This window comes from Myxococcus sp. NMCA1, from assembly GCF_026810205.1.
Classification (GTDB): domain Bacteria; phylum Myxococcota; class Myxococcia; order Myxococcales; family Myxococcaceae; genus Myxococcus; species Myxococcus xanthus_A.
Map to the genome: position 1 here is coordinate 7,534,241 of NZ_CP113950.1, position 24,096 is coordinate 7,558,336.

Genomic DNA, 24,096 nt, shown 5'->3' on the forward strand with positions numbered 1-24,096 from the left:
TCGCGGGCGTCAGGGCACCAATGCGGCCCGCTTGAGCACATCTCGGAGCTCGACGGCGAGGGGAGCCTCGACGACCACCTTCGCGCCGCCTTCGGGATGCGGGAATTCGATGCGCTCGGCGTGCAGGAACAACCTTTTGAGCCCCCAGCGCGCCCGCACGTCGCGGTTGAAGGCGAAGTCACCGTACTTCTTGTCCCCAGCCACCGGATGTCCGATGGCGGCCAGATGCCTTCTTATCTGATGCGTGCGCCCGGTCTCGATGGCGCAGGACAGGAGCGCCGCCTCGCTCGACTGCTTCACGACCTTCCACCGGGTGACGGCCGCCTGCATGTTCACCCCTCGACGGGCCTTGGATTCGGCCGTCTGTTGGTGTTCTGACAGGGGCAGTTCGATGACCCCGGAGTCCCGGGGCATCTTTCCCTTCACCAGGGTGAGGTAGCGCTTGCGGGACAGGCCGTGGGTGAAGACCTCGGTGAAATGCACCATGGCCGGGCGCCGCTTGGCCACCAGGATGACGCCGGAGGTCTCCCGGTCCAGCCGGTGTGCGGGCGAGGCCGCGAAGTCGTTGCGGACGGCCTTGGGCCCCAGGTAGGCGCGCACGTAGTCCACCAGCGTTCCGCCGGTGATGCCACTGCCGGTATGGACGGCCATTCCGCTGGGCTTGTCCACGGCCATGAGCCAGTCGTCCTCTCGAAGGATGACCAACCGGCTGGGGTCCACCGGTGGCGGAGGCGGGTCCACTTTCGGACGTTCCGCCCCCACGAGCTGCTGCTCGTCGCCGCGGATGGTGAGCACGTCTCCTTCGGACAGCAACTGCTCGGGTTGCGCACGCTTCCCGTTCACCCGCACCTTCTTGGTGCGAATCATCTTGAAGAGGTGGCTCACCGGAACATTGGGGAGCCGTTTGCGCAGGTGCTTGTCCAGCCGCATCCCGGCGGTGTCGGCTTCGATTCGATACTCGATCATTTGTGCTGGCGCATGGACCAGACCATACGAATAATCCCGGGTCCATGGCGAAAGCCCAGAGTATCGAGAAGCTTCTTCAGAGTGGCTCGGCGGAATGGAACCGGATGCGTAAGTCCGGCCAGGTCGCCACCGACCATACCGGCGCCACCTTCACTCAACTGTTCTCCGCCAACACGGACCTGTCCGGACTGGGCCTCATCGGCTCGGAGTGGGACCGGTGCGACCTGTCCAAGGTCAACTTCCGGGACGCGGACCTTTCCAATGCCTACTTCCACGGCGGCCGGCTCCAGGACTGCGACTTCCGGGGTGCGAACCTCGAAGGCGCGACGTTCGAAAAGCTGAAGCTGCTGCGGTGCGACTTCACGGGCGCCAAGGGGCTCGACGACATCGAGATGGACGACGTGGACATGGACCGCGTCGTCGGTCTGGACGGCGAGGAGGCCCCGCCGCCTCCTCCGCCCCCCGCCCAGGGCATCACCGCCTTCACCCGTGAGCAACGGGAGAAGGCGCTGGGCGTACAGGCCGCCGCGGCGCTCCAGGGTGAGCCCGTTGGCGACGAGCTGCCCCCCTTCCGGCCCCAGGACCCTCCAGGCTCGCTCTTCTTCCGGGCGCTGAAGCGGATGGGCGTGCCCCCGCTGTGGGTGCTGGACGTGCCGGGCCTGCGCCCGCTCCTGCCGCAGCGGCTGCCTCCGGGCAGCTCGCTGGAGACGCTCTACCGCGAGGCGGTGAAGACGCGGCTGGAGAACAAGAAGCCCGCGGCGGACCCGGCGGTGGTGGACCGCGCGCAGAAGGCGCTCCGCATGGGCGCCAAGGACGCCCCGGTGGCGGCCATGTACCTGCGCGAGGTGGGCGTGCTGCCCCTGTTCCGCTTCTCCGCGGCGCAGGTGCTGAAGGGTGCGCTGCGGGAAGAGGTGGAGGTGGATGACCTGACGGGCTCCATCGACCCGCGCACCACGGGCGCGCTCCTGGAGCTGCGCTTGACGCACGAAGTCGTGGAGCACCTGCAGGAGGCGCGGCGCCGGCTGGCGGCCACGCAGCTCTACACGTCGCTCTTGGAGGCGGGCTTCAACCCGGAGAACAACTGGGACGAGGCGCTGGAGTCGAGCGACGCGTCGATGGAGCTGGCGCAGTTGGCCACGGGTGAGGACCGCAATGCCCTGCTGGAGGGCTTCCAGGTCTTCGCGGCGCTGCCGGACGAGGCCCGGCTGCGGCGGCTGGCCTACCTGGCCGAGTCCGTCACCAACCTGGAGCTGGTGAGCCGGCTGCCGGAGGGCATGGAGCCGTCGTGGCTCACGGGCCCCGAGACGCGCGAGTGCCACGAGCGGGAGATGACGTACGTCCAGTCGCTGAAGGCGGAGGAGATTCCCGCCAAGGTGGCGGCGCTGGCGAAGGAAGAGCTGGGCGTGCCCGAGGGTGAAGTTCCCGAGGAGAGCGACGGCGACCTCTTCGTCCACCTGCGCTGTGACGTGTGTGGCAAGGAGAAGCTCATCGTCCAATCACCGGAGGAGTAGCCGTCCGGTGCAGGTCGAGGCCCGCGGGGCCGCGGGGTCCGGGATACGTTCCGGACCTGGCGGCCCCGTGGTGTTTCTGGAGTAAGGGCTCGCGGTGCTACACGCCGGACGAAGGCAGCATGTACGTCACTGGCCTGGGCAGCAGCACCTTCACGGTGTCCCCCGCCCGGATGATGCCGGGGCGCTCCACCCAGGCCACCAGTCCCCGGCGCTGCCACGCCGCCTTCACGAAGCGACTCGCCAGCTTCTGCACGTCTGGATGATGCGCCTCGATGACGCGTCCCGGGCCCGTGCAGGGCTCGTTCTCCCCTTCCACCACCAGCGTCGCGTCCTCGGGGAAGAACAGGCGCGTGCCCGGAGGCAGGTGCGTCAGCCGCGGCACGCCCGCCACTTCCAGGTTCGCGCCCAGCCATGACGCCAGCACGCGCGGAATGCCGAGCGCCTGCGCGACCTGCGCCAGCTCCTCGCTCGACACCAGTGAGAACTGCCGCGTGTTGCGGATGGGCGTCCCCTTGGGGAACCACGGCGTGCGCACGTCCGCCGCTCGCGTCAGGCCCGCGTGGCGGTCGCCCTCCAAGCCCTCGAAGGACACCCGCGCCTCGGGCAGCTCCTTCGTGACGAAGCTCTTGCGCTCGGTGCACACGAGGACGTGCACGATGCGTCCTTCCAGCTGCGGTGTCTTGCGGGCCATCGCCATCCTTCTACCGAACCCGGCCTCCCGCCGCCTGTCAGAACAGCCCGAGCTGCTGCGGCTTCCCGCCCAGCGGGCGCGCGTCCATCCCCGCGTCGCGCAGCGCCTGCGCCAACTCCTCCGCGAAGCCGTGGCATGTCAGCACCTCCCGCGCCCCCGTGGCCTTCGCGTAGGACACCAGCCCGGGGAAGTCCGCGTGGTCCGACAGTGGGAAGGCCACGTCCGCGCCGTAACGCCGCACCGCGCCCCGGTCCACCGCCCACCCCGTCAACACCGCCGTCGCCCGAGGCCACAGCGGCGCCAGTGCACCGCCCCGCGCGTGGTGCGGCGGGAAGAAGAGCACCTCCCCCGGCTCCACCTTCCCGTCGTAGCAGCGCAGATTTTCAATCGGTACGCCCAGCTCCGCGTAGAGCTGCGCCACCTCGTAGATGGAGGAATGCGCCACCAGTGGGAAGCCGCGTCCCGCCAGGTGCTTCATCGCCTCCTGGCTCTTGCCCAGCGGATAGCCCAGCAGCACCGGCACCGCGCCACGCTCCAACTGCATCCGCAGCCACTGCTCCACCTGCCCCAGCACCTCCGGACGCGGCGGGAAGCGGTAGCGCGGATGACCGAAGGTGGACTCGATGACGAGCGTGTCGCACTCCGCCACCTCCGTCGCCTCGGCGGTGAGCGACGGCGCCACGTTGAGGTCCCCGGTGTAGACGATGCGGCGCCCATCCGGCCGCGTCACGCGAAGCTGCGCGCTGCCCAGGATGTGACCCGCCGGTAGCAACTCCAGCACCAGCGGCCCCAGCTCGAAGGGCTGCCGGAAGGGCACCTCGCGCGGCTCACGCACCGGCCCCAGGCGATGCGTCATGAAACGCAGCGTCGCCGCCGTGGCGATGGTGCTCTCGTGCCGGGCAATGTGGTCCGAATGCCCGTGACTCACGAAGCACAGCGGCGACTTGCGCTTCGCATCCAGGGACAGAGGGGTGCCCGTCAGGTGCATCCCGTTTCGCCGCAGCTCCACACTCATGGGAAGGGCCCCGGGTATAGCGCGTCCACCCGCCGGTGGCCGCCTTCACTTCACCGCCCTGCCCGCCCGGCTGGTGGACAGGCCCGATTTGGCTTCACGCATGCCCCGCGACAGGGCCGCTACCGCGCTGGTGCCCTCGCGCGCCACCACCCCCAGGCCGCCGCGCCCACCTCCGACATCAACACGCCCGACAGGATGAGCGCGCCGCCCAGCCACTCGCGAGGCCCGAGCGTCTCGTAGCCCAGCAACACCGAGTACAGCGCGGCGAACACCGACTCCAGCGAGTAGATGAGCGCCGCGCGCACCGCCGTGGTGCGCGCCTGCCCCCACGTCTGGAGGCTGATGGCCAGCGCGCTGGCGAACACCCCGCAGACGAGCACCGCCCCCACGAAGGACGGATGCCACACCACGCGCCGTTCCACGAAGGGCAGGCACAGCGCGGACAGCAGCGCCACCGTCCAGAGCTGCACCGCCACCAGCCCCAGCACGCCCTGCTTCGGCGCATGTCGCTCCGTCATGAGGATGTGGCACGCGTAAGCCACCGCGCAGCCCAGCGACAGCACATCTCCGGACGACAGGCCGCCACTGCCAAGCCCCGCGTCGGGCTGCGTGAAGAGGTAGAGCCCCACCGCCGCGACGCCCACCCCCAGCAGCGAGGTGAACTTCGGCGCCTTCCGGTAGAGCACCATCGACAGCAGCGGCACCAGCAGCACGCACAGCCCGGTGATGAACGCCGAGCGCGAAGGCGTGGTGGTGGTGAGCCCCACCGTCTGCAGCGAGAACCCCAGGAAGAGAAAGGTCCCCAGCATCGTGCCACTGCGCAGGTTGCGCGCCGTCAGCACCTGCCGCCCCGCCAGGGCGCTCAACACCACCGCGCCCACGATGAAGCGCAGCGTGAGGAAGCTGAACGGGTCGCCATGCCCGAGCGCGTCCTTCACCACCACGAAGGTGATGCCCCAGAACGAAGTGATGAGCGCCAGCGCCCCATCCGCACGGAGTCGCTGCGACCGCGACGGGGTCTCCGTGGCGCCCCCCAGCATGTCGGATGTCGAGGTGCTCATAGCGCGCAGTCCATCGGAGAGGATGACGCCGGGCTCGCCACGTGACGTCACGGCGGCCACGGCCGCGGGCTTTTTGACGCAGCCAGGGCGGCCGCGCAACCTCCGGAGGCGCACCTACAGGGTGCGCTCGACGACGACCAGCCGCTTGGAGCGGCCCGTGGCGTCCCAGGCCTCGTTGGCCTGCTGGGTCAGCGTCGCGTCCGCTCGCCGGAACGCCAGCCGCTCGAACGTGCGCAGCGACGCCGTGTTGTCGTCGTCCACGTCCGCGAAGACGTGCGACTGCCCCTGGCGTCGGGCCTCCTCCATCAGGCACTCCAGCAGCCCCGTGGCCACGCCCATGCGCCGCACGCGGGGCGCCACCACCAGGGAGCGCACCCAGACGCCCTCCAGTTGCAAGCCCTCCTGCCGGTAGGAGTCCACCCAGGCGAAGCCGTGCATCCGTCCCTGGGCGTCGAAGGCGCCCGCCGCGGCCCCCCGGCGCCCCGCGTCCGGCAGACCCCAGCGGTCGCGGAGCTGACGGCGCAGGAAACCCGGAGACACCACCAGCCGCTCACTGGCGAAGGCCAGGAGCGGGTCCAGGTCACCGGCCGTCAGGAGCCGCACCTCCAACGGCCCCACCAGGCGGCGACGAAGCGGCAGCGACCATCCGGCGAAGAGGAAGTCCCACACGCCCCGAGACACTATCCGGGTCCGGGGCCAGGCCCACGCCGTGGACGCGGCCTGCTGCGCCAGCCGCAGCGCCGGACGCAGCGGTCTGGGCAGCGGAACCACCCAACGGCCCCTGCGGATGGCCACCACCCGGCCCAGCGTCACGCCGCCCGGGGCGTCCTGGGGCCCCAGCAGCGAGGCCGTCCGCCACGGCTGCGTGGACACCACCACGTGCGCCACCAGTTCGCGCCCCTGCCGCATCAGCGCGACGTCCCCGGTCGCCAGCGAGCCCGGGCCACAGCGCATCACCCGCACCGAGTCCCCGGCCCGCAGCAGCGGAAACAGGCTTCGCCCCGCGCCACGCACCCACAGCCGGTGCCCCGGAGGCAGTGCCTCCAGCACGTCCAACAACACCTCTGCGGAGGAGGATCTGCGCGAAGGCATGCACCCAGCCTCACGTGCTCCCCGGCCCTTGGGAGCACTCGCGAAATCTACCTGTTGCCCGGTACACACACCAACCGCTGGCGGTGCCGGACGGCTTCCACGCGTTCCCCGCGAGCCTCGGGAGCGAATAAGAGGAAGCCGCGCGCGAAGTGGGAGGAGGTGGCCATGGACACAGCACAGGAAGGTTCAATGGCGCCTCGGCCTGGCTGGTGGAGCCGCCATTGGCGCTGGGTCCTTCCGCTGGGATGCCTGGGGCTCCTCGCCTCGTGTATCGGCCTGGGCGTGCTCGCCACGTACCTGGGCTTCTCCTCCCTGGGGCAGTCCGACGCGCACCGGGAAGCCGTGGCCATCGCCAGCGGCGACGCGCTGGTGCAGCGCGCTCTGGGGACGCCCATCGAAAGTGGCCTGCCCCGGCGCAGCTCCGTGCAGAGCCGCAACGGTGTCTCTCGCGCGCAGTTCTCCCTCCCGCTTGAGGGGCCCGACGGCAAGGGCACGCTGCACGCGCAGGGTGAGAAACGCGGAGACGGCCCCTGGCAGTTCAACAACCTCATCGTCGCCCTGAGCGACGGCACGCTCATCGACCTGCTCCGAGCCGAACCACTCAAGCGCCCTGAGCTGCCACTGCCCGCCGAGCCGCCTTACGCGGACCAGGCCCCGGAGCCCGGAAAAGTGGCGCCGCGCGACGCGGGCCGCGACATCGAGCTGTGAGGTGAAAATGCGAAGGGGCGGCGCGGGGAGGTCCCCACGTCGCCCCTTGCGTCAGGACACATCCGTGCCCTTTGGAACTACTTCAGCTTCGCCAGCTCCGCGCGCAGCTCGGGCAGCACCTTGAAGAGGTCCGCCACCATGCCGTAGTCCGCCACCTGGAAGATGGGGGCCTCGGGGTCCTTGTTGATGGCGACGATGGTCTTCGAGCTCTTCATGCCCGCCAGGTGCTGGATGGCGCCGCTGATGCCCGCTGCGATGTAGAGCGCCGGAGCCACCACCTTGCCCGTCTGGCCGACCTGCAGGTCGTTGGGAACCCAACCCGCGTCGCACACCGCGCGGGACGCGCCCACCGCGGCGCCCAGGTCGTCCGCCAGGCCTTCAATCTCCTTGAAGTCGCCCTTGGTGCCGCGACCACCGGAGATGACGACGCGAGCCTCGGTCAGCTCGGGACGCGCGCTCTTCACTTCCTTGAAGTCGACGAACTTCGTCTTGGAGGCCTCGACCTTCGGGCTGAAGGTCTTCACCTCGGCGGCGCCCTGACCGCCAGCGGCGGCGGGGAATTCGGTGGCGCGCAGGGTGAGCACCTTCACCGGCGTGGTGAGCTTCACGTCGGCGAAGACGTTACCGGCCCACATGGGACGGGTGAAGGTGATGTCCGCGCCGCTGCCGTTGATGGCCATGACGTCGGTGGCCATGGCGGCGCGCAGACGGCCTGCCACGCGCGGCAGCAGGTCCTTGCCCTGCGCGGTGGACGCCATGCCGATGTAGTCCGCCTTCAGCTCCTGGGCCAGGGCGGCGATGGCGGGCGCGTAGGTCTCCGCGAGGTAGTGCTCCAGCTCGGCGGCGGCGCCCAGGTGGACGGCCTTCGCGCCGTAACCCTTGAGCTCATCAGCGACCTTCGAGGGGTCCTTGCCCACCAGGGCAATGTGAAGCTCACCACCGGCCTTCTCCGCGAGCTGCTTACCGGCGGAGATGGCGTTGAGGGTGGCCTTGCGGAGGTTCCCGTCCGGCTGCTGCTCGGCGACAATGAGAACGATAGGCATTTGGATGACTCCGTAGAGAGTGTGCGGAAGGGCCGCTCAGACGACCTTCGCCTCGTTGTGCAGCTTCTCGACCAGGGCAGGGACGTCCGCGACCTTGATGCCGGCCTTGCGCGCCGGGGGAGCGGACATCTTCAGGACCTGGATGGCGGGGGTGACATCCACGCTCAGCTTGGCCGGCGTCAGCTCCTCGATGGGCTTGCTCTTCGCCTTCATGATGCCCGGGAGGCTGGCGTAGCGCGGCTGGTTGAGCCGCAGGTCCGTGGTGACGACGGCGGGCAGCTGGCACTCCACCGTGGCGAGCCCGTTGTCGACCTCGCGAATCACCTGCACGCTCTTCTTGTCGGCGGAGACGACGATGGCGGGGACCTTGTTCTTCTCCTGCTCGCTCTCCATGGACTCCACCTTGGAGGCGAACGTGGCCTGGCCCCAGCCGAGGAACTCGGCGAGGTACTGGCCCACCTGGTTCTGGTCATCGTCGATGGACTGCTTGCCGAGGATGACGAGGTCCGGCTGCTCCTTCTCAACGACCTTCTGGAGCAGGGCCGCGATGCCGAGCTGGTCCACCGGACCGGTGTGGTTCACCCACACGGCGCGGTGCGCACCCATGGCCAGGGCGTGCCGGAGCTGCTCCTGCACTTCCTTGCCGCCGATGGACACCACGACGACCTCGCCCTGGTGCTTCGCGACGAGCCGAAGTCCTTCTTCGACGCCGATTTCATCGAAGGGGTTGATCTTGTACTTCAGCCCCTCCTGAACGATGCCCGAGCCATCCGGCTTGACCTTGATCTTCGACTCGGGGTCTTCCACGCGCTTGGCGGTGACGAGGATCTTCACGGCGGTGCTTCTCCTTACGGGGAGGAGTTTGGAATCTGGAAAAAACGGTCTGGGTTAATAGGCATTGGCGCGTCGCGGCGGCAATGGGAAACGGCCGCCGGACGCGGTGCCGCGGCGCTACTTGAACAGTTCCCGCGCGATGACGAGCCGCTGAACCTGGCTGGTGCCCTCGTAGACCTGGATGAGCTTGGCGTCGCGCATCAGCTTCTCCACGGGGTACTCCTTGATGTAGCCGTAGCCGCCGTACACCTGGACGGCGTCGGTGGCGACCTTCATGGCCATGTCCGCGGCGAAGCACTTCGCGTAGCTGGACTGGAGGGAGTTGCGCTTGCCCTCGTCCAAGAGCCACGCGCTCTCGTAGGTGAGCATGCGCGCCGCGTGGGTGTTCATGGCCATGTCGGCAATCATGAACTGGATGGCCTGGTGCTCGATGATGGGCTTGCCGAAGGTGCGGCGCTGCGTGGAGTACTCCATGGAGTGCTCCAGCGCGGCGCGGGCGATGCCCACGGAGAACATGGCCGTCAGCGGGCGGCTGTTGTCCAGCGTGGCCATGGCGATGGCGAAGCCCTGCCCCTCTTCGCCAATGCGGTTGGCCACCGGGACGCGCACGTCCTCGAACGTCAGCGACACCGTCTCGCTGGCACGCTGGCCCATCTTGTTCTCGTGCTTGCTGACGGAGAGCCCTTCGGGGCGGCCCTCCACCACGAAGCAGGTGATGCCCTTGTGCTTCCTGCCCTTATCCACCGTGGCGAACACCGTGTACTGGCTCGCCTGGCCGCCGTTGGTGATGAAGCACTTGGCGCCGTTGAGAACGTAGTGGTCTCCGTCCAGCCGCGCCGTGGTCTGCATGTTGGCCACGTCGCTGCCGGCCTCGGGCTCCGTGAGACAGAACGAGGAGAACTTCAGCTTCTCCGTGAAGGGCGTGAGCAGCCGCTTCTTCTGCTCCTCGGTCGCGTGGAGGATGATGGGAAGGTTGGCCAGGTCGTTGGCGATGATGGACGTCGCCACGCCCGCACAGCCCCAGCTCAGCTCCTCCGCGACGATGGTCTGGTCCAGGTGGGACAGGCCCACGCCGCCGTACTCGGCGGGTATCGCCATGTTGAGCAGCCCCAGCTCCCACGCGGTCGTCAGCAAATCGAGTGGGAAGGTGGCCGTCTCGTCGTAGTGGGCGGCCTTCGGACGCACCACTTCGCGGGCGAACTTGCGTGCCGCGTCCTGCAGCGCGCGCTGGGCGTCGGTGAGCTGGAATTCCATGGGGACCTCGTGACGGGTTCGGCTCGTTGACTCGGGAGTCAACGAATACATGCCGCGGCGCGAAATCGCCAGTGCAACCCACCGGGAACCGGAGGAGGACGGGCTCCATTTTTCTCAAAAAAACAGGCCCCAACCCCGCAGAGGGATTGGAGCCAAGAAAACCAACGTTAGTCTGTATTTCCGGAGGGTCTATTTGGACGCGGGCGGCTTGGCGGCCTTGGGGACCTTCTCCCAGTCGGCCAGGAACTTCTTGATGCCGGCGTCGGTGAGCGGGTGGTTCGCCAGCTGGGTGATGACGTTGTAGGGCAGCGTGGCCACGTCCGCGCCCAGACGGGCGGCCTGGAGCACGTGCACGGGGTTGCGCACGCTGGCCACCAGCACCTGCGTGTTGAAGTGCTCGTAGTTCCGGTAGATTTCCAGGATGTGGGAGATGAGCTCCATGCCGTCCTGGGAGATGTCATCCAACCGGCCCACGAAGGGCGACACGTAGGTGGCGCCGGCCTTGGCGCACAGCAGTGCCTGGTTGGCGGAGAAACACAGCGTGACGTTGGTGCGGATGCCCTCGGCGGTCAGCGCCTTGGTGGCCTTCATGCCCTCCACGCCCATGGGAATCTTCACCACGACGTTGTCGTGGATCTTCGCCAGGGAGCGGCCTTCCTTGATGAGCTCGTCCGCTTCCATGGACACACATTCGGCGCTGATGGGGCCATCCACGATGGAGCAGATTTCGCGGATGGTCTCCTCCAGGCCCCGGCCCACCTTGGCGAGCAAGGACGGGTTGGTCGTCACTCCGTCCACGCAGCCCATGGCGTGGGCCTTGCGAATCTCCTCCACGTCGGCGCTGTCGATGAAGAACTTCATCTCGTCCCTCTCTTGAAGGTGGAATGTGCCCCGGCCAAAGGAGGCCGGGCGAGCAGGCGCGTAACCGATGCCCCCCCATGCGTCAAGGGTGGCCACCGCGGGGGGGCGGAGGTAGAAGGCCGGACACTGAACATGGCCCGCCCTTCCCGCTCCGCCGCCAAGAAGCCCCGCCTTCGCGCCCTCCCCGGCCGTCCCGCACAGGCACCTGCCGTCCTCCCCGACGCGGAGGCCACGCTCGCCTATGCGCGCAGCGTGCTGGAGGCCGAGGCCCGCGCCATCCTCGGCGTGACGGAACGTCTGGGAGACGACTTCCTGCGCGCCGTGCAGTTGGTGCGCGACTGCCGGGGCCAGGTCATCGTCACCGGCATGGGCAAGGCCGGCCACATCGGCCAGAAGCTGTCCGCCACCCTGGCCTCCACGGGCATCCGCTCCGTGTACCTCCACCCCGCCGAGGCCGTGCACGGGGATTTGGGCCGCGTGGGCCGGGGCGACGTCATCCTCGCGCTGTCCAACAGTGGCTCCACTGAAGAGCTGATTCGCCTGCTCCCCTCCTTCAAGCGGATGGAGACGCCCGTCATCGCCCTCACCGGCGACGCGAAGAGCCCGCTGGGCCGCGGCGCGGACGTGGTGCTGGACATCGGCGCCATCGCGGAGGCCTGCCCCATGGGCCTCGTGCCCACGGCCTCCACCGCCGCGCTGCACGCGATTGGCGACGCGCTGGCCATGACGGTGCTGCGCTCGCGGCCCTTCGGTACGGAGGATTACGCGCTGCTGCACCCGGGCGGGAAGCTGGGGCGCTCCGTGCAGCGCGTCTTCGAGCTGATGCGCACCGGCAACGCCAACCCGCTGGTGCGCGACACATCCCCCCTGTCCGCGGTGGTGGCGGTGATGACGAAGACGCCCGGCCGTCCGGGCGCCGCGTGCGTGGTGGACAAGGCGGGGAAGCTGGTGGGCATCTTCACCGACGGCGACTTGCGCCGCCGCGTGGAGGCGGGCCTCACCGACTTCACCGTGCCCGTGCGCGAGCTGATGGGGAAGAACCCTCGCTGCGTGACGCCGGAGACACTGGTGCTGGCCGCGGCCACGCAGATGCGCGAGCTGCGGGTGGACCAGCTCCCCGTGGTGGACGTGGAGGGCCGCGCCGTGGGCCTGCTCGACGTGCAGGACCTGCTGGCCGCGAAGTTCGTCTGATGCGAGGGCCGCGGAGGGCCGCCGCGCGGTCCTGCTGAACGTGCAGGACCCGCTGGCCGCGAAGCACTTCTAGCGCGCGGACACTACTTGCCCAGCTTCGCCTGCAGACTCGCCTTGTTGGGATAGTCCGGCGCGTCGGTGGCGAGCTTCTCCCAGAGCGCCTTCGCGCCCTTGTCGTCGCCCTTGGCCTTGAGCGCGTCGCCCAGCTTCTCCACGGAGAGCGGGTCGGTCTGCACGGCCACGCCCCACACGCGCGCCGCCATGGGGCGCTCCAGGCTCACCAGGGACCAGGCCATGCCCGCCTTCGCGCGCCCGTTCTCCGGCTGGAAGGGAACCACGCGCGTGTAGTTCGCGAGCGCTTCCTGGTACTGGCCCTTCGCCAGGAGCTCCTCGCCCTCGTCCACCAGCTTCGCCAGGCCCTGCTCCAGCTCCGGCGTGCGCTCGGTGTTCTTCACCGCGTCCACCATCTCCTGCGACAGCGGCCGAGGCGCATCCGGCGTGGCGGCAGCGGGTGCCTGCGACAGGCGGATGCGGCGGTCCTCCGCGCGCGAGGCCAGCAGTTGCTTGCGGCCCCCCGCCTTCACCGTCTCCTCCACCAGCGCCACCATCCGCTTCGCCATGGGCGCGCGGAACGAATCGGGGTACGTGGTAGCGACCGCCTCGAAGCCCTCGCCCGCCTTCTTCAGCGCCGCCACGTCGTCGCCCTTCGTCTCGAAGAGCAGCGCCGCGCGCGCGTAGAGGGCGTCCTCGTGCAGGGGCTCCACCTCCAGCACGGCGTCGTAGGCCACCAGCGCCTTGCCACTGTCGTTGGACAGGTAGAGCGCGTTGGCCTGCATCACCGCCACGTCCAGCACCGGCGCCAGTGCCGCGCGAGCACAGGCCGCCGCGCCCGCGGCGTCACCCTTCTTCGCGCGCGCCTGCGCGGCGGCGCCCATGTCCTCCACCGGCATGTTCGGGGTGAAGCCGCAGCCCGCCGCCTCCGGGGTGGGCACCACGGCCTTGCCCAGCTTCTTGCGCTGCGCCAGGAACAGCTCCCGCGTGGGCTTCGCGCGCTCCAGCGCCTGCTGGAGGTAGGTGCTGGCCTCCGCGTTGCGGCCATTCACGTAGTACAGGCGGCCCAGCGACGCGGCGATTTCGAAGGTCTTCTCCCGGTCCGCCAGCCCCTCCGTGGAGTCGAGCTGGCGCAGCAGCTCCTCCGCGGACGGCGGCGCCCGGCCCGTGCCCGACATGGGCGGGTGGCCCGGGGGCAGCTGCTCCGGGTTGATGCTGGGAGCCACGCCCCCCGTCGGCGGGTGGCCCTCCGGCATGCCAGAGGTGGCGGGCGAGGCCGTGGTCCCCGGCGGGATGACCGGGTGACCGGGAGGCAACGTCGAGGGCTCGGCGGTCAGCAGCGCCGCGGTGGCCAGGGCAAGGGGCAGGTTCATGTGTCGTTGCTCGAGTAGCTCGCTTCGGGCCACCACGTGGCCTCGCTCCTGCGGACATCCTGCGGGGCGAGTTTCCCGAGGAGCTCCTTCACCGACATCCCCAGTACCGGATGACGCAGGTGAGGCGCCAGTTCCACGAGCGGCTCCAGGGCGAAGCGGCGCTTGTGCAGCTCCAGGTGGGGCACCTGGAGCGAGGGGTCGGCCACCACCTGTCCCTCCCAGAAGAGGATGTCCAGGTCGATGGTGCGCGGGCCCCAGCGCACATCCCGCCTGCGGCCCAGGTCCTTCTCAATCTGCTGAAGGATGCAGAGCAGCCGCTGCGGCGGCAGGCCACACTCCAGGGCCACCACCGCGTTGAGGAAGCGCGGCTGCGGCGGCCCCACGGGGGCGCTGTCGAAAAGCGAGGAGCAGTGGAGCACCGCCACCGCGTCGATGCGGGACAGCGCGGACAGGGCGGCGACGAGGTGATTCTCGCGCTCCCCCTCGTTGGAACCCAACCCGACGTAGACGGTGTCGCTCACGGCTCCATCTCAACAGGGTTCACCAGGGTTCCGATTCCCTCCAGCTCCACCTCCACCGTGTCCCCGGCCGACAGCTTCCCCACACCCGACGGCGTCCCGGTGCTGACGATGTCCCCGGGCAGCAGCGTCATGATGTGGGAGATGAACGACACCAGGCGCGCGGGACTGAAAATCATGTCGGACGTGCGGCTGTCCTGGCGCACCTGCCCGTTCACCCGGCACACAATGTGGAGGTCGTCGGGGGACAGGCCCGTCACCGCCCACGGCCCCGCGCACGCGAAGGTGTCGTAGCCCTTGGCGCGGGTGTGCTGAATCTCGCGGCGCTGGACGTCGCGCGCCGTCACGTCGTTGAAGCAGGTGAGGCCCCAGATGGCGCGCGCGGCGGTGGACTCGTCGGCGTTCTTCAGCTTCTCGCCGATGACGAGCGCCAGCTCCGCCTCGTAGTGGACCTCCTGGCTCGCCTTGGGGATGCGGATGGGCGAGCCCGTGCCGTTGAGCGCCGTGGAGGGCTTGGTGAAGATGAGCGGCTCGGGCGGCACCGGCTTACCCATCTCCTCCGCGTGCTTGCGGTAGTTCTGACCGATACACACGACCTTGGACGCGTCCGACGGCACCAGCAGCGTCAGCGAGGACAGCGAGCGGTGGATGCCCGTCTCCTTCGCGCCGGCCCAGGGTGCGGCGGTGAGGACCGCCACCTCGGAGCCTTCCACCCGGCCGTGGTGCGCACGGCCCTCGTGCAGGAAGCGGCAGTAGCGCGCGGTCGTCATGAAGTCCTCTGGAAGCCGAGCACGTCGGCCATGTCATGGAGACCAGGCGCGCGCCCCGCCACCCAGCGCGCGGCCCTCAGCGCGCCAGCAGCGAACTGGTCTCGGTTGGTGGCGCGGTGCGTGAGTTCGATGCGCTCACCCTCGCCAAGGAAGTACACGGTGTGCTCGCCCACCACGTCGCCGCCCCGGAGCGTCTGCACACCAATCTCGCGCGCGGGCCGCGCGCCAATCTGCCCATGCCGCGCGAAGGTGAGGTCCTCCTGGGTGCGCCCCAGGGCCTCCGCCAGCACGTCCGCCAGCCGCAGCGCGGTGCCGCTGGGCGCGTCCTTCTTCATGCGATGGTGCGCCTCCAGCACCTCCACGTCGAAGCCCGGCCCCAGCACCCGCGCCAGCTCCGCGGCCATGCGGATGACCAGGTTGACGCCCACCGACATGTTCGGCGCGGCGACGATGGGCACCGTCTTCGCGCTCTCCGCCAGCGACGCGGACGCCTCCGGCGTGAAGCCGGTGGAGCCCACCACCAGGGCCACGCCGCGCGCGGCACACACCTTCGCGTGCGCCACGCTCAGCTCCGCGCTGGTGAAGTCGATGACGACGTCCGCCTGCGCGGCGTCCAGCGCCCGCTCCAGGCTGTCCACCACCGTCACGTCCACCGGGCCCAGCCGTGTGGCCACCCCGGCGTCCTGGCCCACCGAGGCGCTGCCCGGCCGCGCCGTGCCTCCCACCACCCGCAGGTCTCCCGAGTCGCGCGCCAGGCGGAGCAACGTGCTGCCCATGCGGCCGGTGATGCCGGTGATGACGGTGCGAATCATGTCTGCCGCGCTCCAGGTAACGGCGGGATGAGGGAAAGCTCAGCCCGTGAGCAGGCCCAGCTGGCGCAGGGTGTCGCGAAGCTTCGCGGCGTTGGGCTCGGTCATCTGCACCAGGGGCAACCGCACTTCGGGCCCGAACAATCCCATCACGTGCAATCCCCACTTCACGGGTGTGGGGCTGGACTCGATGAAGAGCAGGCGGTGCAGCTCGTTCATCCGCACCTGGAGGTCGCGCGCCACCGCGATATTCCCCGCGCGCGCCGCCGCCACCAGGTCCGCCATCATCCGCGGCGCCACGTTGGACGACACGGAGATGACGCCCTTGCCGCCGCAGGCGATGAAGGGCAGCACGGTGAAGTCGTCACCGGACAAGAGCGTCATCCGGTCGCCGCACTTCTCCAGGATGTCGATGGCCCGCGGCATGCTCCCGGTGGCCTCCTTGAGCGCCACCACCTCGGGGATGTCGCACAGCCGCAGCACGGTGTCGGGCAGCAGGTCCACGCCCGTCCGGCCCGGCACGTTGTAGGCGATGATGGGGAAGCCCGGGTGCGCCTTGGCCACCGCGCGGTAGTGCTCCAGCAAGCCCGCCTGCGTGGGCTTGTTGTAGTAGGGCGTGACGATGAGCGTGCCGTCCGCGCCCGCGTCGCGCACGCGGCGCACGCCTTCAATGGTCTCCGCGGTGCTGTTGGAGCCGGCGCCGCCCACCACCGTCACGCGGCCCTTCGCCTCCTCCACCACCACCTTCACCGCGCGGGCCCGCTCATCGGCCGTCATCGTCACGGCTTCACCGGTGGTGCCCATGGGGACCAGCACGCTGGTGCCCCCTTCAATCTGCTGGCGCACCAGCGCCCGGTAGGCGGGCTCATCGAGCGCTCCGTTGCGAAACGGAGTGGCCAGCGCCGTCATGGAGCCTTCGAAGGTCTTCATGCCGGCGCTTATACGTTCAGGCCCGCTCGCCGCGCCAGAGATCCTCGACGCGCTCCCGCTCCCGGACCACGCGCCACGCCTCACCGTCCACCAGCACTTCGGCCGGGCGCGGCCGGGAATTATAAGTGGACGACATACTCATGCCGTATGCGCCCGCGCTCATGATGGCGAACAACTCGCCTGCCTGCGGAAGCACCAGGGGCCGTGCCTTCGCCAGCACGTCGGTGGATTCACACACCGGCCCCACCACGTCTACCTCCACCGCCTTGCCCCTCCGCTTCATGAGGGGTTGCAAGCCGTGGTGCGCCTCGTAGAGCGCAGGGCGCAGCAAGTCATTCATGCCCGCGTCCACCACCACGAAGTGCCGCGCCGGCGTCTTCTTCCGGTACAGCACGCGCGTGAGCAGCACGCCCGCGTTGCCCATCAGCGCCCGGCCCGGCTCCAGGATGAGCGTGGCCCCAGTGGCTCCAGCCGCGGCCATCACGGTGCGGGCGTACTCGTCCGGAGACGGCGGCGTCTCGTCCGAATAGGTGATGCCCAGCCCGCCGCCCACGTCCAGGTAGGCCAGCGGATGGCCCTTCTCCTTGAGCGCGGAGTACAGGCCCGCGACCTTGGACAAGGCCGCGCGAATGGGCGCCGTCTGGGTGAGCTGCGAACCGATGTGGCAATCCAACCCGGCGGCCAGCAGGCCCTTCATCTTCTTCGCGCGCGCGTAGAGGGCCACCGCCTCCTCGAACGGCACGCCGAACTTCGACGTCTTCAGGCCGGTGGAGATGTAACGGTGCGTGCGCGCATCCACGTCCGGATTCACTCGCAGGGCGAATGGCGCGCGGCGCCCCAGGCGGCGGCCCACGGCGTCCAGCGCCTCCAACTCCTCGGCGCTCTCCACGTTGAAGAGGAGGATGCCCGCGGCCAGCGCCGCCTCCATCTCCTCCTGCGTCTTGCCCACGCCAGCGAACACCGTCTTCGCCGTGTCCCCGCCCACATGCCGCACCCGGGCCAGCTCGCCGCCGGAGACGATGTCAAACCCACCGCCCCGCTCGGCGATGAGCCGGAGGATGGCCAGGTTCGAGTTGGCCTTCACCGAGTAGCAGATGAGGTGCGGCCGGTCTCCGAAGGCCTCCGTTACCACCCGGACGTGCCGGGTGAGCGTGGCGGTGGAGTACACGTAGGTGGGCGTGCCCACGGACTCGGCGATGGCCGCCAGCGGCACATCCTCCGCGTGGAGCACGCCCTTGCGGTAGGCGAAGTGATTCACGGGACTCCCGCGTCCTCGGACTCCGGCGGTGACAGCGGCGTCTCCACCCCGGTCTCCGGCGTGGGAGACAGGGTGGGCCCCGACGGCTCCAGGGGCCCTCGCTCCGACTCAGGGGGCGGCGGCTGCGTCTGGGTCGCGGGCGCTGGCGGCGGCCCGGGCGGCCTCGGGGGCCCCTTGATGCCACACGCCGCCAGCGTCAGTGACACGCTGGCGGCCACGCACAGCCGCGCGAGGACCTGGCGCATGGCTAGAACTGCATCCCCAGCCACGCGCGGATGGTCTGCGGCGTGTCCAGGTCGGTGGGCACCGTCGCGTTGAACTCCCGCAGGCCGCTCATCGGGAACAGGATGCCGTAGGCGATGCCGGCGATGAACCCATCCTCCGTCTTGTAGTCCGCGCCCACGTTGACCTCGAGACCCAGCGCCTTGTTCGTGAAGGACGGCGTGGACTGCGCGTACATGGCCTGCGAGTAGATGACGCGGCCGTAGATGTCGAAGCCCTCGGTGATGGTGTACTTCGCCGACGGGCGAACGTAGAACGCGTCCGTCACCCCGACCAGCAGCTCGCGCCATAGGATGAGGTCGATGCGGTAGTCGCGGTTGAAGCGGAAGTTGCGGATGGCGTTGTCCCTGCAGCCGCCCGTGCCGCAGTCGTACTGCGGGCCCTCGAAGTCACCCGGCTCCGTCCGACCGTTGGTGCCCGAACCCGGACGGCTCGGCTGGTTGCCGAAGCCCGGCGCCTTGTCGCCGGAGGCGAAGCCCAGCTCCATGTTCAGCGACAGCTTCTGGTTCAGCAGCCGCAGCTCACCCTGCGCCACGCCGCCGAACTGGGCCACGGTGAGGCTCTGGTTGAGCGTGGGGTCGTTGATGCCGCCCACGTCCAGCGCGCGGTTGCCGATGCGGCCCAACTGGGCGGCGGCCTCGAACTCCAGCCGCCAGTTCTTCTCCTCGTACTTCAGCCACAGGTCCGGCACGAACAGCGACGCGTCGCGCGGGATGAAGCCGGTGTTCTGGCCGTTCGTGGTGGAGCCGTCGTACTCCCACTTCTGGGTGCGGTAGGTGAAGTGCAGGCCGTACTGGAGCACGCCCTGGTTGTTGTCCAGCTTGGAGCGGATGACCTGGTCGGTGTCCCGGCGCGCGATGGCAATCACCCAGCTGTGCGCGTCATCGGACTGGGTCAGGTCGATGGGCTCGCCCACGGTGCCGCGCGTGTCGGTGACGCCCTCCGAGTTGAAGTCCAGCATCGGCGTCACGTACCAGCCCTCGAAGGGGTTGGTGACGAACTGGACGCGGTCCACGGTGTCGCCGAAGTCGCAGTCGAAGCAGGTGCCGTCGTTGCGCAGCATGCCCAGGCCCCACTGGCTGCCCATGCGGCCGAAGCGCAGGATGCCCACCGGCGTCTTCACTTCGCCGTAGGCGCGGCGCAGCTTGATGGAGTCCTGGAGCGCGTCCGCCAGCGGGTCCTGGCTCTCGGAGAAGATGCCAAAGAGGTTGCGCGTGTTGCCGGGCAGCAGCGTGTCCGGCATGGCGCCCATGATGAAGTTGTCCAGGCCGAGGACCTCCATCTTCAACGCCACCTGCTCGGAGATGTTGAAGGTGGGCGCCAGGCGCACGCGCATGGTGGCGAAGGACTGGGTGTTCTCCTGCGCGCTGCGAGGCGAGCGCGGGAAGAGCTCCTTGCCGGGCGCCTTGCCCAGGTCGAACTTGTAGAAGAGCGTGGGGCGGACGCGGAAGTAGCCGTCGAGCGTGAAGACCTCGAGCTTGCGCTTCTCCTCCGGGAACTCCTCGGCCCACTCGTCCGTGGCGCCAATGGACTGCTTGGCGGCCTCGGCGCGAATCTCCTCGCGCAGCTCCTCCTTCAGCGCTTCCAGGTCGTCACGGCTGACGCCCTCGCGAGTGGAGGACACAGGCGCGGTCTCCGCGGAAACAGACTCCGCGGGGGCGGGAGCAGCGGGTGCGGCTTCCGCGGGCGCGGGCGGGCTACCCTCCGGCACCGGCGTCTGAGCGGTGGCCGTGGACGAAGCGACGAGTAGCGCCGCCAGCAGGGCGTGAGACATGGGCAACGATCTCCAGGGCCACCTGGGGCGGCCGGGTCTGAAAGGCGGGCGATTCAAGCGACGGGACCAAGGGGTGTCAACGCTTACCAGGGCGGGCCTTCGCGCCGTCAACGGCCGGCGCCCCCGCCTCACTTCGGCGTCCGTCCCCCGGCTGGCACCGGGGGCAGTAGTGGGTGGTACGGCCTCCCTGGGTGAAGGACTCGACCCGGGTGCCACACTGGGAGCATGGGCTCCCCGCGCGGCCGTACACCCTGAATGGATTCTCCGAGCGCCCCTCCTCCAGGTACACCGGCTCCTCCCCCTCCTGCTCCTTGAGGCCGAAGTCGATGGAGGCGCGGATGGCCTGGACCAGGCGTTTCCACTCGTCCGGCGTCAGGGAGCCGGGCTGGCGCGAGGGGTGAAGGCCCGCGCGGAAGAGCGCCTCGGCGGCGTGGATGTTGCCCAGGCCGGAGATGCGCTCCTGGTCCATCAGCGCCACCTTCAGCTCCTTCCGGGAGGAGCCCACGGCCTGCTGGAGCTGCCCCGCGGTGAGGCCATCCGCCAGCGGATCCCTCCCCAGGATTCGCACCGCCTCCAGCTCCCGCAGGCGCGCGGCTGGCGCCGGCTCCAGGCGGCCGAACATTCGTGGATCGGAAAAGTGGATGACATGGCCGTCGTCCAGATGAAACCGGGCGCGGCTGTAGGGCGCCACCTGCCCCTCGGTGCGGCGGACGAACTTGCCCGTCATCCCCAGGTGCCCCATCAGCCCCTTGCCGCCCTCGAAGGCGAAGAGCAGGTACTTGCCCCGGCGGACCAGCGACTCCAACCGGCCCGTCAGCGTGTCGAACTGCTGGCGCTCGGCGCCTCGGAAGATGCGGGTGTTCTCCGACTCGGCACGCACGAGGCGCCGGTCGCTGAACCAGCGCACCAGGTTGCGCCGCGCGATTTCGACTTCGGGTAGCTCTGGCATCCTGCCGGGGCACATACACCGGCGGGCGTCCCCACGCACCGCCTACCTGCCGGGCAGCGAACACGGGTGTGGTGGCGGCGCGAAAGCCGGATGCCTGGATGCTTGCACCACGCGGCCCTTGAAGGCAGGTGCCGATGTGGGCCAGCGTCGCGCCTCCCGCGGAGCGACGCGGCGTAGACCTCTGGAAAGAAAGGCAGCACTCGTCATGCAGCGCATCCTCGTGGCGGTACTGGGAGTCACCCTGGCATTGGGCCTGTCGACGGGCTGCACCAAGCAGCGCATCTCCGCCGAGAAAGCCGTGGCCCGCACCCTCATCTCCGACGAGCAGGAGGAGCAGCTCGGCAAGCAGGTCAAGGCGGAGTTGGAGACGAAGGAGAAGATCAAGTACGTGCAGAACGCGGCCGTCGTCGACTACGTGCGCGGCATCTCCGCCAGCATCCTGAACCAGGCCTCCAAGGACCGGCCCGGGGTGAAGTGGAAGATCAACGTCATCGACGACCCGAAGACGGTCAACGCGTTCGCCACGCCCGGCGGCTACCTGTACGTCTACACGGGCCTCATCCTGGCCGCGGACACCGAGGCGGAGCTGGCCGGCGTCATGGCGCACGAGGCGGGCCACGTGGTGGGCCGTCACTCGGCGCGCGCCATGGTGAGCCAGATGGGCCTGCAGGCCATCACCCAGGCGGCGCTGGGACAGAACCCGGGCACGGTGGCGCAGATCGCCGCGTCGCTGGTGAGCGGCGGCACGCTGCTGGCGCACGGCCGCGGCGAGGAGATTGAAGCCGACGAGTACGGCGCCCGCTACGCCTCCGGCGCGGGCTATGACCCGCGGGGGCTCATCACCTTCTTCGAGAAGCTCCAGAAGGAGCAGGGCGACACGCCCGCGCTGATGAAGTGGCTGAGCACGCACCCCACCAACCGGGACCGCATCGCGAACATCCAGAAGATCATCTCGCAGAAGAACCTGCGGGGCAGCAACAACGGCCCGGGTGGGCTTCCCGCCATCAAGCAGGCCCTGGGCGGCAAGTAGTCCCCGGCCCTCAGTGCACCGTGGAGGAGCGAGGGTCCTGCTCCTCCACGGTGGGCTCGGGCTCCTGGCCCCGGGCCACGCGCCGCCGCCATCGGAAGCGCGCCAGCTTCGACCGCATGGCGCTGCTGGCGCTCTTGGCCGCGCCGGGCGTCTTCAGGGGCGGCTCCAGCGGCGCGGGCTCCCCGAAGCCGCGGGCGCCCTTCGACTTCCCCTCCACCGAAGCGTGCTCGAGGATGGCGTTGATTTCGCCTCCGACGATGAAGATGAGCCCGGAGAGGTAGAGCCACAGCAGCAGCACCATCACGCCACCAATGGAGCCGTAGGTGACGTTGTACTTGCCGAAGTGCTCCACGTACTGCGTGAAGCCCCAGGTGCTCGTCAGCCACAGGCCCGTGCCCAGGACGGAACCAGGGGTGATGTACTTGAAGCGCTGCCTCACGTCGGGCAACAGGTAGTAGCAGAGCGCCAGCACCAGCATCACCAGTGACGCGGTGAAGGGCCAGCGCAGCCAGGACCACACGAGGTGGAAGGCGTCCACGAGTTGCAGCTTCCCCGCCAGCCACAGCCCCAGCCGCCCGCCGAGCAGGAACACGGCGAAGGACAGCGGGATGAGCAGCGAGCCCATCAGCGTCACCAGCATCGCCAGGCCCTGCGTCTTCCAGAGGGGCCGGGATTCAGAGACGTCGTAGGCCAGGTTGAGCGCGGTGCGCAGCGCATTCACGCCGCGCGACGCGGACCACAGCGTGATGACCAGACCGGCCGTCAGCAGCTTGGGCTGGGGCTGGTTGACCAGGGACTGCAGGTGGCCGGTGATGAGCCCCAACGCGTCACCCGGCACCAAGGGGCGGATGCGGTCCAACATCGCGTCCACCGCGCCCGGGGCGAACGGCAGGTACGCCACCAGCGTGACGAGGAAGAAGAGGAAGGGGAACAGCGAGAACAGCAGGTAGTACGACAGTTGCGCCGCGATGTCGGTGACGCTGTCCTCCTGGAATTCCTTCACGAAGCGCCGGCTGAACTCGCGCCAGGACAGGTGCTTGAGTCTGGGCAACCGCATGCTCGCCTCCTCGCTCCGAGTCGTACCGGGGCTCAGAAGGTGAAAACGGAAGCGCGCTTTGGCAGCAGACGGCCAGGCGAGCGCACGGCGTGTGGCCCGGCCGAATGACCTGGTGCGGTGTCGTCAGGCGACGTTGGGCGGGAGGTATCTGCCCAGCAGTGGACGGAGGCGGCCGCGCACCTCGTCGGGGATGCGGCTGCGCTCGGTGCCGATGGCCAGGGCCAGCGCGGTGTCGCAGCGGCAGGTGGCGCGGGCTTCGCCGATGCGAGGCAACGCGCGGCGGATGAGCGCGGCGCCGCTGGCGGTGACGGCCTTCCGGTTGTGGGAGATCTGCGCCAGCAGGTCGTCATGCTCCTGCCCTGGCGCGCGCGGCTGCCACGAATCGTAGTCGGTGGGCAGGGCCACCATGGCGTAGTGGAGCTCCGCCTCGCGGGCGAGCCGGGCCTCGGGCATGCCCGTCATGCCCACCAGGTCTCCTCCCCACGTGCGGTAGAGCATGCTCTCCGCGCGAGTGCTGAGGGACGGGCCTTCGATGCAGACGTAGGTGGCCTCGGTGTGCACGGTCGGCCCCAGCGGGTCCCTGGCGTGCTCGAGCACCTGGCGCAGGGTGCCGCAGAAGGGGTTGCCCAGGTCCACGTGGACGGCGACGTCGTCGAAGAAGGTGCAGGGACGGCGGTAGGTGCGGTCGATGACCTGGTCCGGCAGGGCGAGGTGGAGCGGATGGATGTGCTCGCGCAGGCTGCCCACGGTGCCGGTGGAGAGGACGTGGGTGACGCCCAGGACCTTCAGCGCGTAGAGGTTGGCGCGGTAGGGCGCGCGGGTGGCGTTGTAGACGTGGCCGGTGCCATGGCGGGCGACGAAGGTGACGGAGACGCCGTCGAGCTCGGTGGTGACGATGGGGCCCGCGTGAGGACCGAAGGGCGTCTCCAAGATGTGGGACTCGCCCTTCCCGGGGATGCCCAGTGCCTGGGCCAACCCGGGGCTCCCGATGATGCCCACCCTGACAGCCATGTGCCTCCTCATGGCGCGACCATCGCGCCAGGGGACCATAACGCGCCCCCCTGGCGC

Annotated in this window: 24 protein-coding genes; 4 read left to right on the forward strand and 20 right to left on the reverse strand. The window is 69.4% G+C overall.

Going from position 1 to position 24,096, the window contains the following annotated elements:
* Positions 1-9: 9 nt before the first annotated feature.
* Positions 10-966 (reverse strand): RluA family pseudouridine synthase, encoded by a 957-nt coding sequence (locus OZ403_RS31085; RefSeq protein ID WP_268782456.1) that lies wholly within the window; start codon positions 964-966, stop codon positions 10-12.
* 44 nt (positions 967-1,010) lie between these two features.
* Between OZ403_RS31085 and OZ403_RS31090 the strand changes: the two genes are divergently transcribed.
* Positions 1,011-2,477 carry a pentapeptide repeat-containing protein gene (locus OZ403_RS31090; protein ID WP_174257122.1) on the forward strand — a complete coding sequence of 489 codons (1,467 nt, stop codon included), beginning with the start codon at positions 1,011-1,013 and terminating at the stop codon, positions 2,475-2,477.
* Positions 2,478-2,574: 97 nt separating this feature from the next.
* Here OZ403_RS31090 and OZ403_RS31095 read toward each other — a convergent pair whose 3' ends face one another.
* The 4 genes from OZ403_RS31095 to OZ403_RS31110 all read right to left on the reverse strand — a co-directional run bounded on the left by OZ403_RS31095 (position 2,575) and on the right by OZ403_RS31110 (position 6,336).
* Positions 2,575-3,168 carry an MOSC domain-containing protein gene (locus OZ403_RS31095; RefSeq protein WP_140794909.1) on the reverse strand — a complete coding sequence of 198 codons (594 nt, stop codon included), beginning with the start codon at positions 3,166-3,168 and terminating at the stop codon, positions 2,575-2,577.
* Positions 3,169-3,205: 37 nt separating this feature from the next.
* Positions 3,206-4,183 (reverse strand): MBL fold metallo-hydrolase, encoded by a 978-nt coding sequence (locus tag OZ403_RS31100; protein ID WP_140799758.1) that lies wholly within the window; start codon positions 4,181-4,183, stop codon positions 3,206-3,208.
* Between the two features lie 119 nt (positions 4,184-4,302).
* Positions 4,303-5,358 (reverse strand): DMT family transporter, encoded by a 1,056-nt coding sequence (locus tag OZ403_RS31105; RefSeq protein WP_140877013.1) that lies wholly within the window; start codon positions 5,356-5,358, stop codon positions 4,303-4,305.
* Positions 5,359-6,336, reverse strand: a complete 978-nt coding sequence (locus OZ403_RS31110; protein ID WP_140856806.1) for a GNAT family N-acetyltransferase — start codon at positions 6,334-6,336, stop codon at positions 5,359-5,361. It lies immediately after the preceding gene.
* 189 nt (positions 6,337-6,525) lie between these two features.
* Here OZ403_RS31110 and OZ403_RS31115 point away from each other — a divergent pair, with 189 nt between their 5' ends.
* The gene (locus OZ403_RS31115) at positions 6,526-7,044 is read left to right on the forward strand and encodes a cytochrome c oxidase assembly factor Coa1 family protein (protein WP_237077578.1); all 519 of its coding nucleotides are present in this window, start codon (positions 6,526-6,528) and stop codon (positions 7,042-7,044) included.
* Between the two features lie 77 nt (positions 7,045-7,121).
* On the opposite strand, the gene OZ403_RS31120 is transcribed toward OZ403_RS31115, so the two are convergent.
* The 4 genes from OZ403_RS31120 to fsa all read right to left on the reverse strand — a co-directional run bounded on the left by OZ403_RS31120 (position 7,122) and on the right by fsa (position 11,036).
* Positions 7,122-8,087: an electron transfer flavoprotein subunit alpha/FixB family protein gene (locus tag OZ403_RS31120; protein ID WP_011555870.1), complete on the reverse strand. Its 966-nt coding sequence runs from the start codon at positions 8,085-8,087 to the stop codon at positions 7,122-7,124.
* Positions 8,088-8,123: 36 nt separating this feature from the next.
* On the reverse strand, positions 8,124-8,921 hold the full coding sequence (locus OZ403_RS31125; RefSeq protein WP_011555871.1) for an electron transfer flavoprotein subunit beta/FixA family protein: 798 nt from the start codon (positions 8,919-8,921) through the stop codon (positions 8,124-8,126).
* Between the two features lie 117 nt (positions 8,922-9,038).
* The gene (locus tag OZ403_RS31130) at positions 9,039-10,175 is read right to left on the reverse strand and encodes an acyl-CoA dehydrogenase family protein (RefSeq protein ID WP_140799761.1); all 1,137 of its coding nucleotides are present in this window, start codon (positions 10,173-10,175) and stop codon (positions 9,039-9,041) included.
* Positions 10,176-10,364: 189 nt separating this feature from the next.
* Entirely contained in the window at positions 10,365-11,036 is a 672-nt protein-coding gene (gene fsa, locus OZ403_RS31135; RefSeq protein WP_140794915.1) for a fructose-6-phosphate aldolase, read from the reverse strand.
* Positions 11,037-11,402: 366 nt separating this feature from the next.
* On the opposite strand from fsa, the gene OZ403_RS31140 reads away from it, so the two are divergent.
* Positions 11,403-12,227: a KpsF/GutQ family sugar-phosphate isomerase gene (locus OZ403_RS31140; protein ID WP_442929824.1), complete on the forward strand. Its 825-nt coding sequence runs from the start codon at positions 11,403-11,405 to the stop codon at positions 12,225-12,227.
* An 83-nt stretch (positions 12,228-12,310) separates the two neighbouring features.
* Here the strand turns inward: OZ403_RS31140 and OZ403_RS31145 are convergent, their stop codons facing one another.
* From OZ403_RS31145 to mutM, 9 genes are all read right to left on the reverse strand, one after another.
* On the reverse strand, positions 12,311-13,651 hold the full coding sequence (locus tag OZ403_RS31145; protein WP_140799762.1) for a tetratricopeptide repeat protein: 1,341 nt from the start codon (positions 13,649-13,651) through the stop codon (positions 12,311-12,313).
* Entirely contained in the window at positions 13,648-14,172 is a 525-nt protein-coding gene (gene folK, locus OZ403_RS31150) for a 2-amino-4-hydroxy-6-hydroxymethyldihydropteridine diphosphokinase (protein WP_140794918.1), read from the reverse strand. Before folK ends, OZ403_RS31145 begins: the two co-directional genes overlap by 4 nt.
* Complete coding sequence (locus OZ403_RS31155) at positions 14,169-14,939, reverse strand: fumarylacetoacetate hydrolase family protein (protein ID WP_140799763.1); 771 nt, start codon at positions 14,937-14,939, stop codon at positions 14,169-14,171. Before OZ403_RS31155 ends, folK begins: the two co-directional genes overlap by 4 nt.
* On the reverse strand, positions 14,936-15,751 hold the full coding sequence (gene dapB / locus OZ403_RS31160) for a 4-hydroxy-tetrahydrodipicolinate reductase (RefSeq protein WP_140799764.1): 816 nt from the start codon (positions 15,749-15,751) through the stop codon (positions 14,936-14,938). The genes OZ403_RS31155 and dapB overlap by 4 nt, the downstream gene beginning before the upstream one ends.
* A gap of 39 nt (positions 15,752-15,790) precedes the next feature.
* Positions 15,791-16,678: a 4-hydroxy-tetrahydrodipicolinate synthase gene (gene dapA / locus OZ403_RS31165; protein WP_140794921.1), complete on the reverse strand. Its 888-nt coding sequence runs from the start codon at positions 16,676-16,678 to the stop codon at positions 15,791-15,793.
* 16 nt (positions 16,679-16,694) lie between these two features.
* Entirely contained in the window at positions 16,695-17,936 is a 1,242-nt protein-coding gene (gene lysA / locus OZ403_RS31170; RefSeq protein WP_140799765.1) for a diaminopimelate decarboxylase, read from the reverse strand.
* Positions 17,933-18,181, reverse strand: coding sequence for an LPS translocon maturation chaperone LptM (lptM, locus tag OZ403_RS31175; RefSeq protein ID WP_174259358.1), 249 nt, complete (start codon positions 18,179-18,181; stop codon positions 17,933-17,935). The genes lysA and lptM overlap by 4 nt, the downstream gene beginning before the upstream one ends.
* 2 nt (positions 18,182-18,183) lie before the next feature.
* On the reverse strand, positions 18,184-19,992 hold the full coding sequence (locus OZ403_RS31180) for a TIGR04551 family protein (protein ID WP_140799767.1): 1,809 nt from the start codon (positions 19,990-19,992) through the stop codon (positions 18,184-18,186).
* A gap of 76 nt (positions 19,993-20,068) precedes the next feature.
* Entirely contained in the window at positions 20,069-20,941 is an 873-nt protein-coding gene (gene mutM, locus OZ403_RS31190; RefSeq protein WP_140794925.1) for a bifunctional DNA-formamidopyrimidine glycosylase/DNA-(apurinic or apyrimidinic site) lyase, read from the reverse strand.
* 205 nt (positions 20,942-21,146) lie between these two features.
* Here mutM and OZ403_RS31195 point away from each other — a divergent pair, with 205 nt between their 5' ends.
* Positions 21,147-21,971 carry a M48 family metallopeptidase gene (locus OZ403_RS31195; protein ID WP_140856814.1) on the forward strand — a complete coding sequence of 275 codons (825 nt, stop codon included), beginning with the start codon at positions 21,147-21,149 and terminating at the stop codon, positions 21,969-21,971.
* 10 nt (positions 21,972-21,981) lie between these two features.
* Here the strand turns inward: OZ403_RS31195 and OZ403_RS31200 are convergent, their stop codons facing one another.
* The gene (locus tag OZ403_RS31200; RefSeq protein WP_140856816.1) at positions 21,982-23,028 is read right to left on the reverse strand and encodes a YihY/virulence factor BrkB family protein; all 1,047 of its coding nucleotides are present in this window, start codon (positions 23,026-23,028) and stop codon (positions 21,982-21,984) included.
* Between the two features lie 123 nt (positions 23,029-23,151).
* Positions 23,152-24,039 (reverse strand): MTAP family purine nucleoside phosphorylase, encoded by an 888-nt coding sequence (locus OZ403_RS31205; RefSeq protein WP_140794928.1) that lies wholly within the window; start codon positions 24,037-24,039, stop codon positions 23,152-23,154.
* Positions 24,040-24,096 lie beyond the last annotated feature (57 nt).

What these genes read in the sequence shown, in the direction of transcription:
- OZ403_RS31085 (WP_268782456.1), bottom strand. Translation starts at nt 966, where the DNA reads ATGATCGAGTATCGAATCGAAGCCGACACCGCCGGGATGCGGCTGGAC.
- OZ403_RS31090 (WP_174257122.1), top strand. Translation starts at nt 1,011, where the DNA reads ATGGCGAAAGCCCAGAGTATCGAGAAGCTTCTTCAGAGTGGCTCGGCG.
- OZ403_RS31095 (WP_140794909.1), bottom strand. Translation starts at nt 3,168, where the DNA reads ATGGCCCGCAAGACACCGCAGCTGGAAGGACGCATCGTGCACGTCCTC.
- OZ403_RS31100 (WP_140799758.1), bottom strand. Translation starts at nt 4,183, where the DNA reads ATGAGTGTGGAGCTGCGGCGAAACGGGATGCACCTGACGGGCACCCCT.
- OZ403_RS31110 (WP_140856806.1), bottom strand. Translation starts at nt 6,336, where the DNA reads ATGCCTTCGCGCAGATCCTCCTCCGCAGAGGTGTTGTTGGACGTGCTG.
- OZ403_RS31115 (WP_237077578.1), top strand. Translation starts at nt 6,526, where the DNA reads ATGGCGCCTCGGCCTGGCTGGTGGAGCCGCCATTGGCGCTGGGTCCTT.
- OZ403_RS31120 (WP_011555870.1), bottom strand. Translation starts at nt 8,087, where the DNA reads ATGCCTATCGTTCTCATTGTCGCCGAGCAGCAGCCGGACGGGAACCTC.
- OZ403_RS31130 (WP_140799761.1), bottom strand. Translation starts at nt 10,175, where the DNA reads ATGGAATTCCAGCTCACCGACGCCCAGCGCGCGCTGCAGGACGCGGCA.
- fsa (WP_140794915.1), bottom strand. Translation starts at nt 11,036, where the DNA reads ATGAAGTTCTTCATCGACAGCGCCGACGTGGAGGAGATTCGCAAGGCC.
- OZ403_RS31140 (WP_442929824.1), top strand. Translation starts at nt 11,403, where the DNA reads ATGGGCAAGGCCGGCCACATCGGCCAGAAGCTGTCCGCCACCCTGGCC.
- OZ403_RS31145 (WP_140799762.1), bottom strand. Translation starts at nt 13,651, where the DNA reads ATGAACCTGCCCCTTGCCCTGGCCACCGCGGCGCTGCTGACCGCCGAG.
- OZ403_RS31155 (WP_140799763.1), bottom strand. Translation starts at nt 14,939, where the DNA reads ATGACGACCGCGCGCTACTGCCGCTTCCTGCACGAGGGCCGTGCGCAC.
- dapB (WP_140799764.1), bottom strand. Translation starts at nt 15,751, where the DNA reads ATGATTCGCACCGTCATCACCGGCATCACCGGCCGCATGGGCAGCACG.
- dapA (WP_140794921.1), bottom strand. Translation starts at nt 16,678, where the DNA reads ATGAAGACCTTCGAAGGCTCCATGACGGCGCTGGCCACTCCGTTTCGC.
- lptM (WP_174259358.1), bottom strand. Translation starts at nt 18,181, where the DNA reads ATGCGCCAGGTCCTCGCGCGGCTGTGCGTGGCCGCCAGCGTGTCACTG.
- OZ403_RS31180 (WP_140799767.1), bottom strand. Translation starts at nt 19,992, where the DNA reads ATGTCTCACGCCCTGCTGGCGGCGCTACTCGTCGCTTCGTCCACGGCC.
- mutM (WP_140794925.1), bottom strand. Translation starts at nt 20,941, where the DNA reads ATGCCAGAGCTACCCGAAGTCGAAATCGCGCGGCGCAACCTGGTGCGC.
- OZ403_RS31195 (WP_140856814.1), top strand. Translation starts at nt 21,147, where the DNA reads ATGCAGCGCATCCTCGTGGCGGTACTGGGAGTCACCCTGGCATTGGGC.
- OZ403_RS31200 (WP_140856816.1), bottom strand. Translation starts at nt 23,028, where the DNA reads ATGCGGTTGCCCAGACTCAAGCACCTGTCCTGGCGCGAGTTCAGCCGG.
- OZ403_RS31205 (WP_140794928.1), bottom strand. Translation starts at nt 24,039, where the DNA reads ATGGCTGTCAGGGTGGGCATCATCGGGAGCCCCGGGTTGGCCCAGGCA.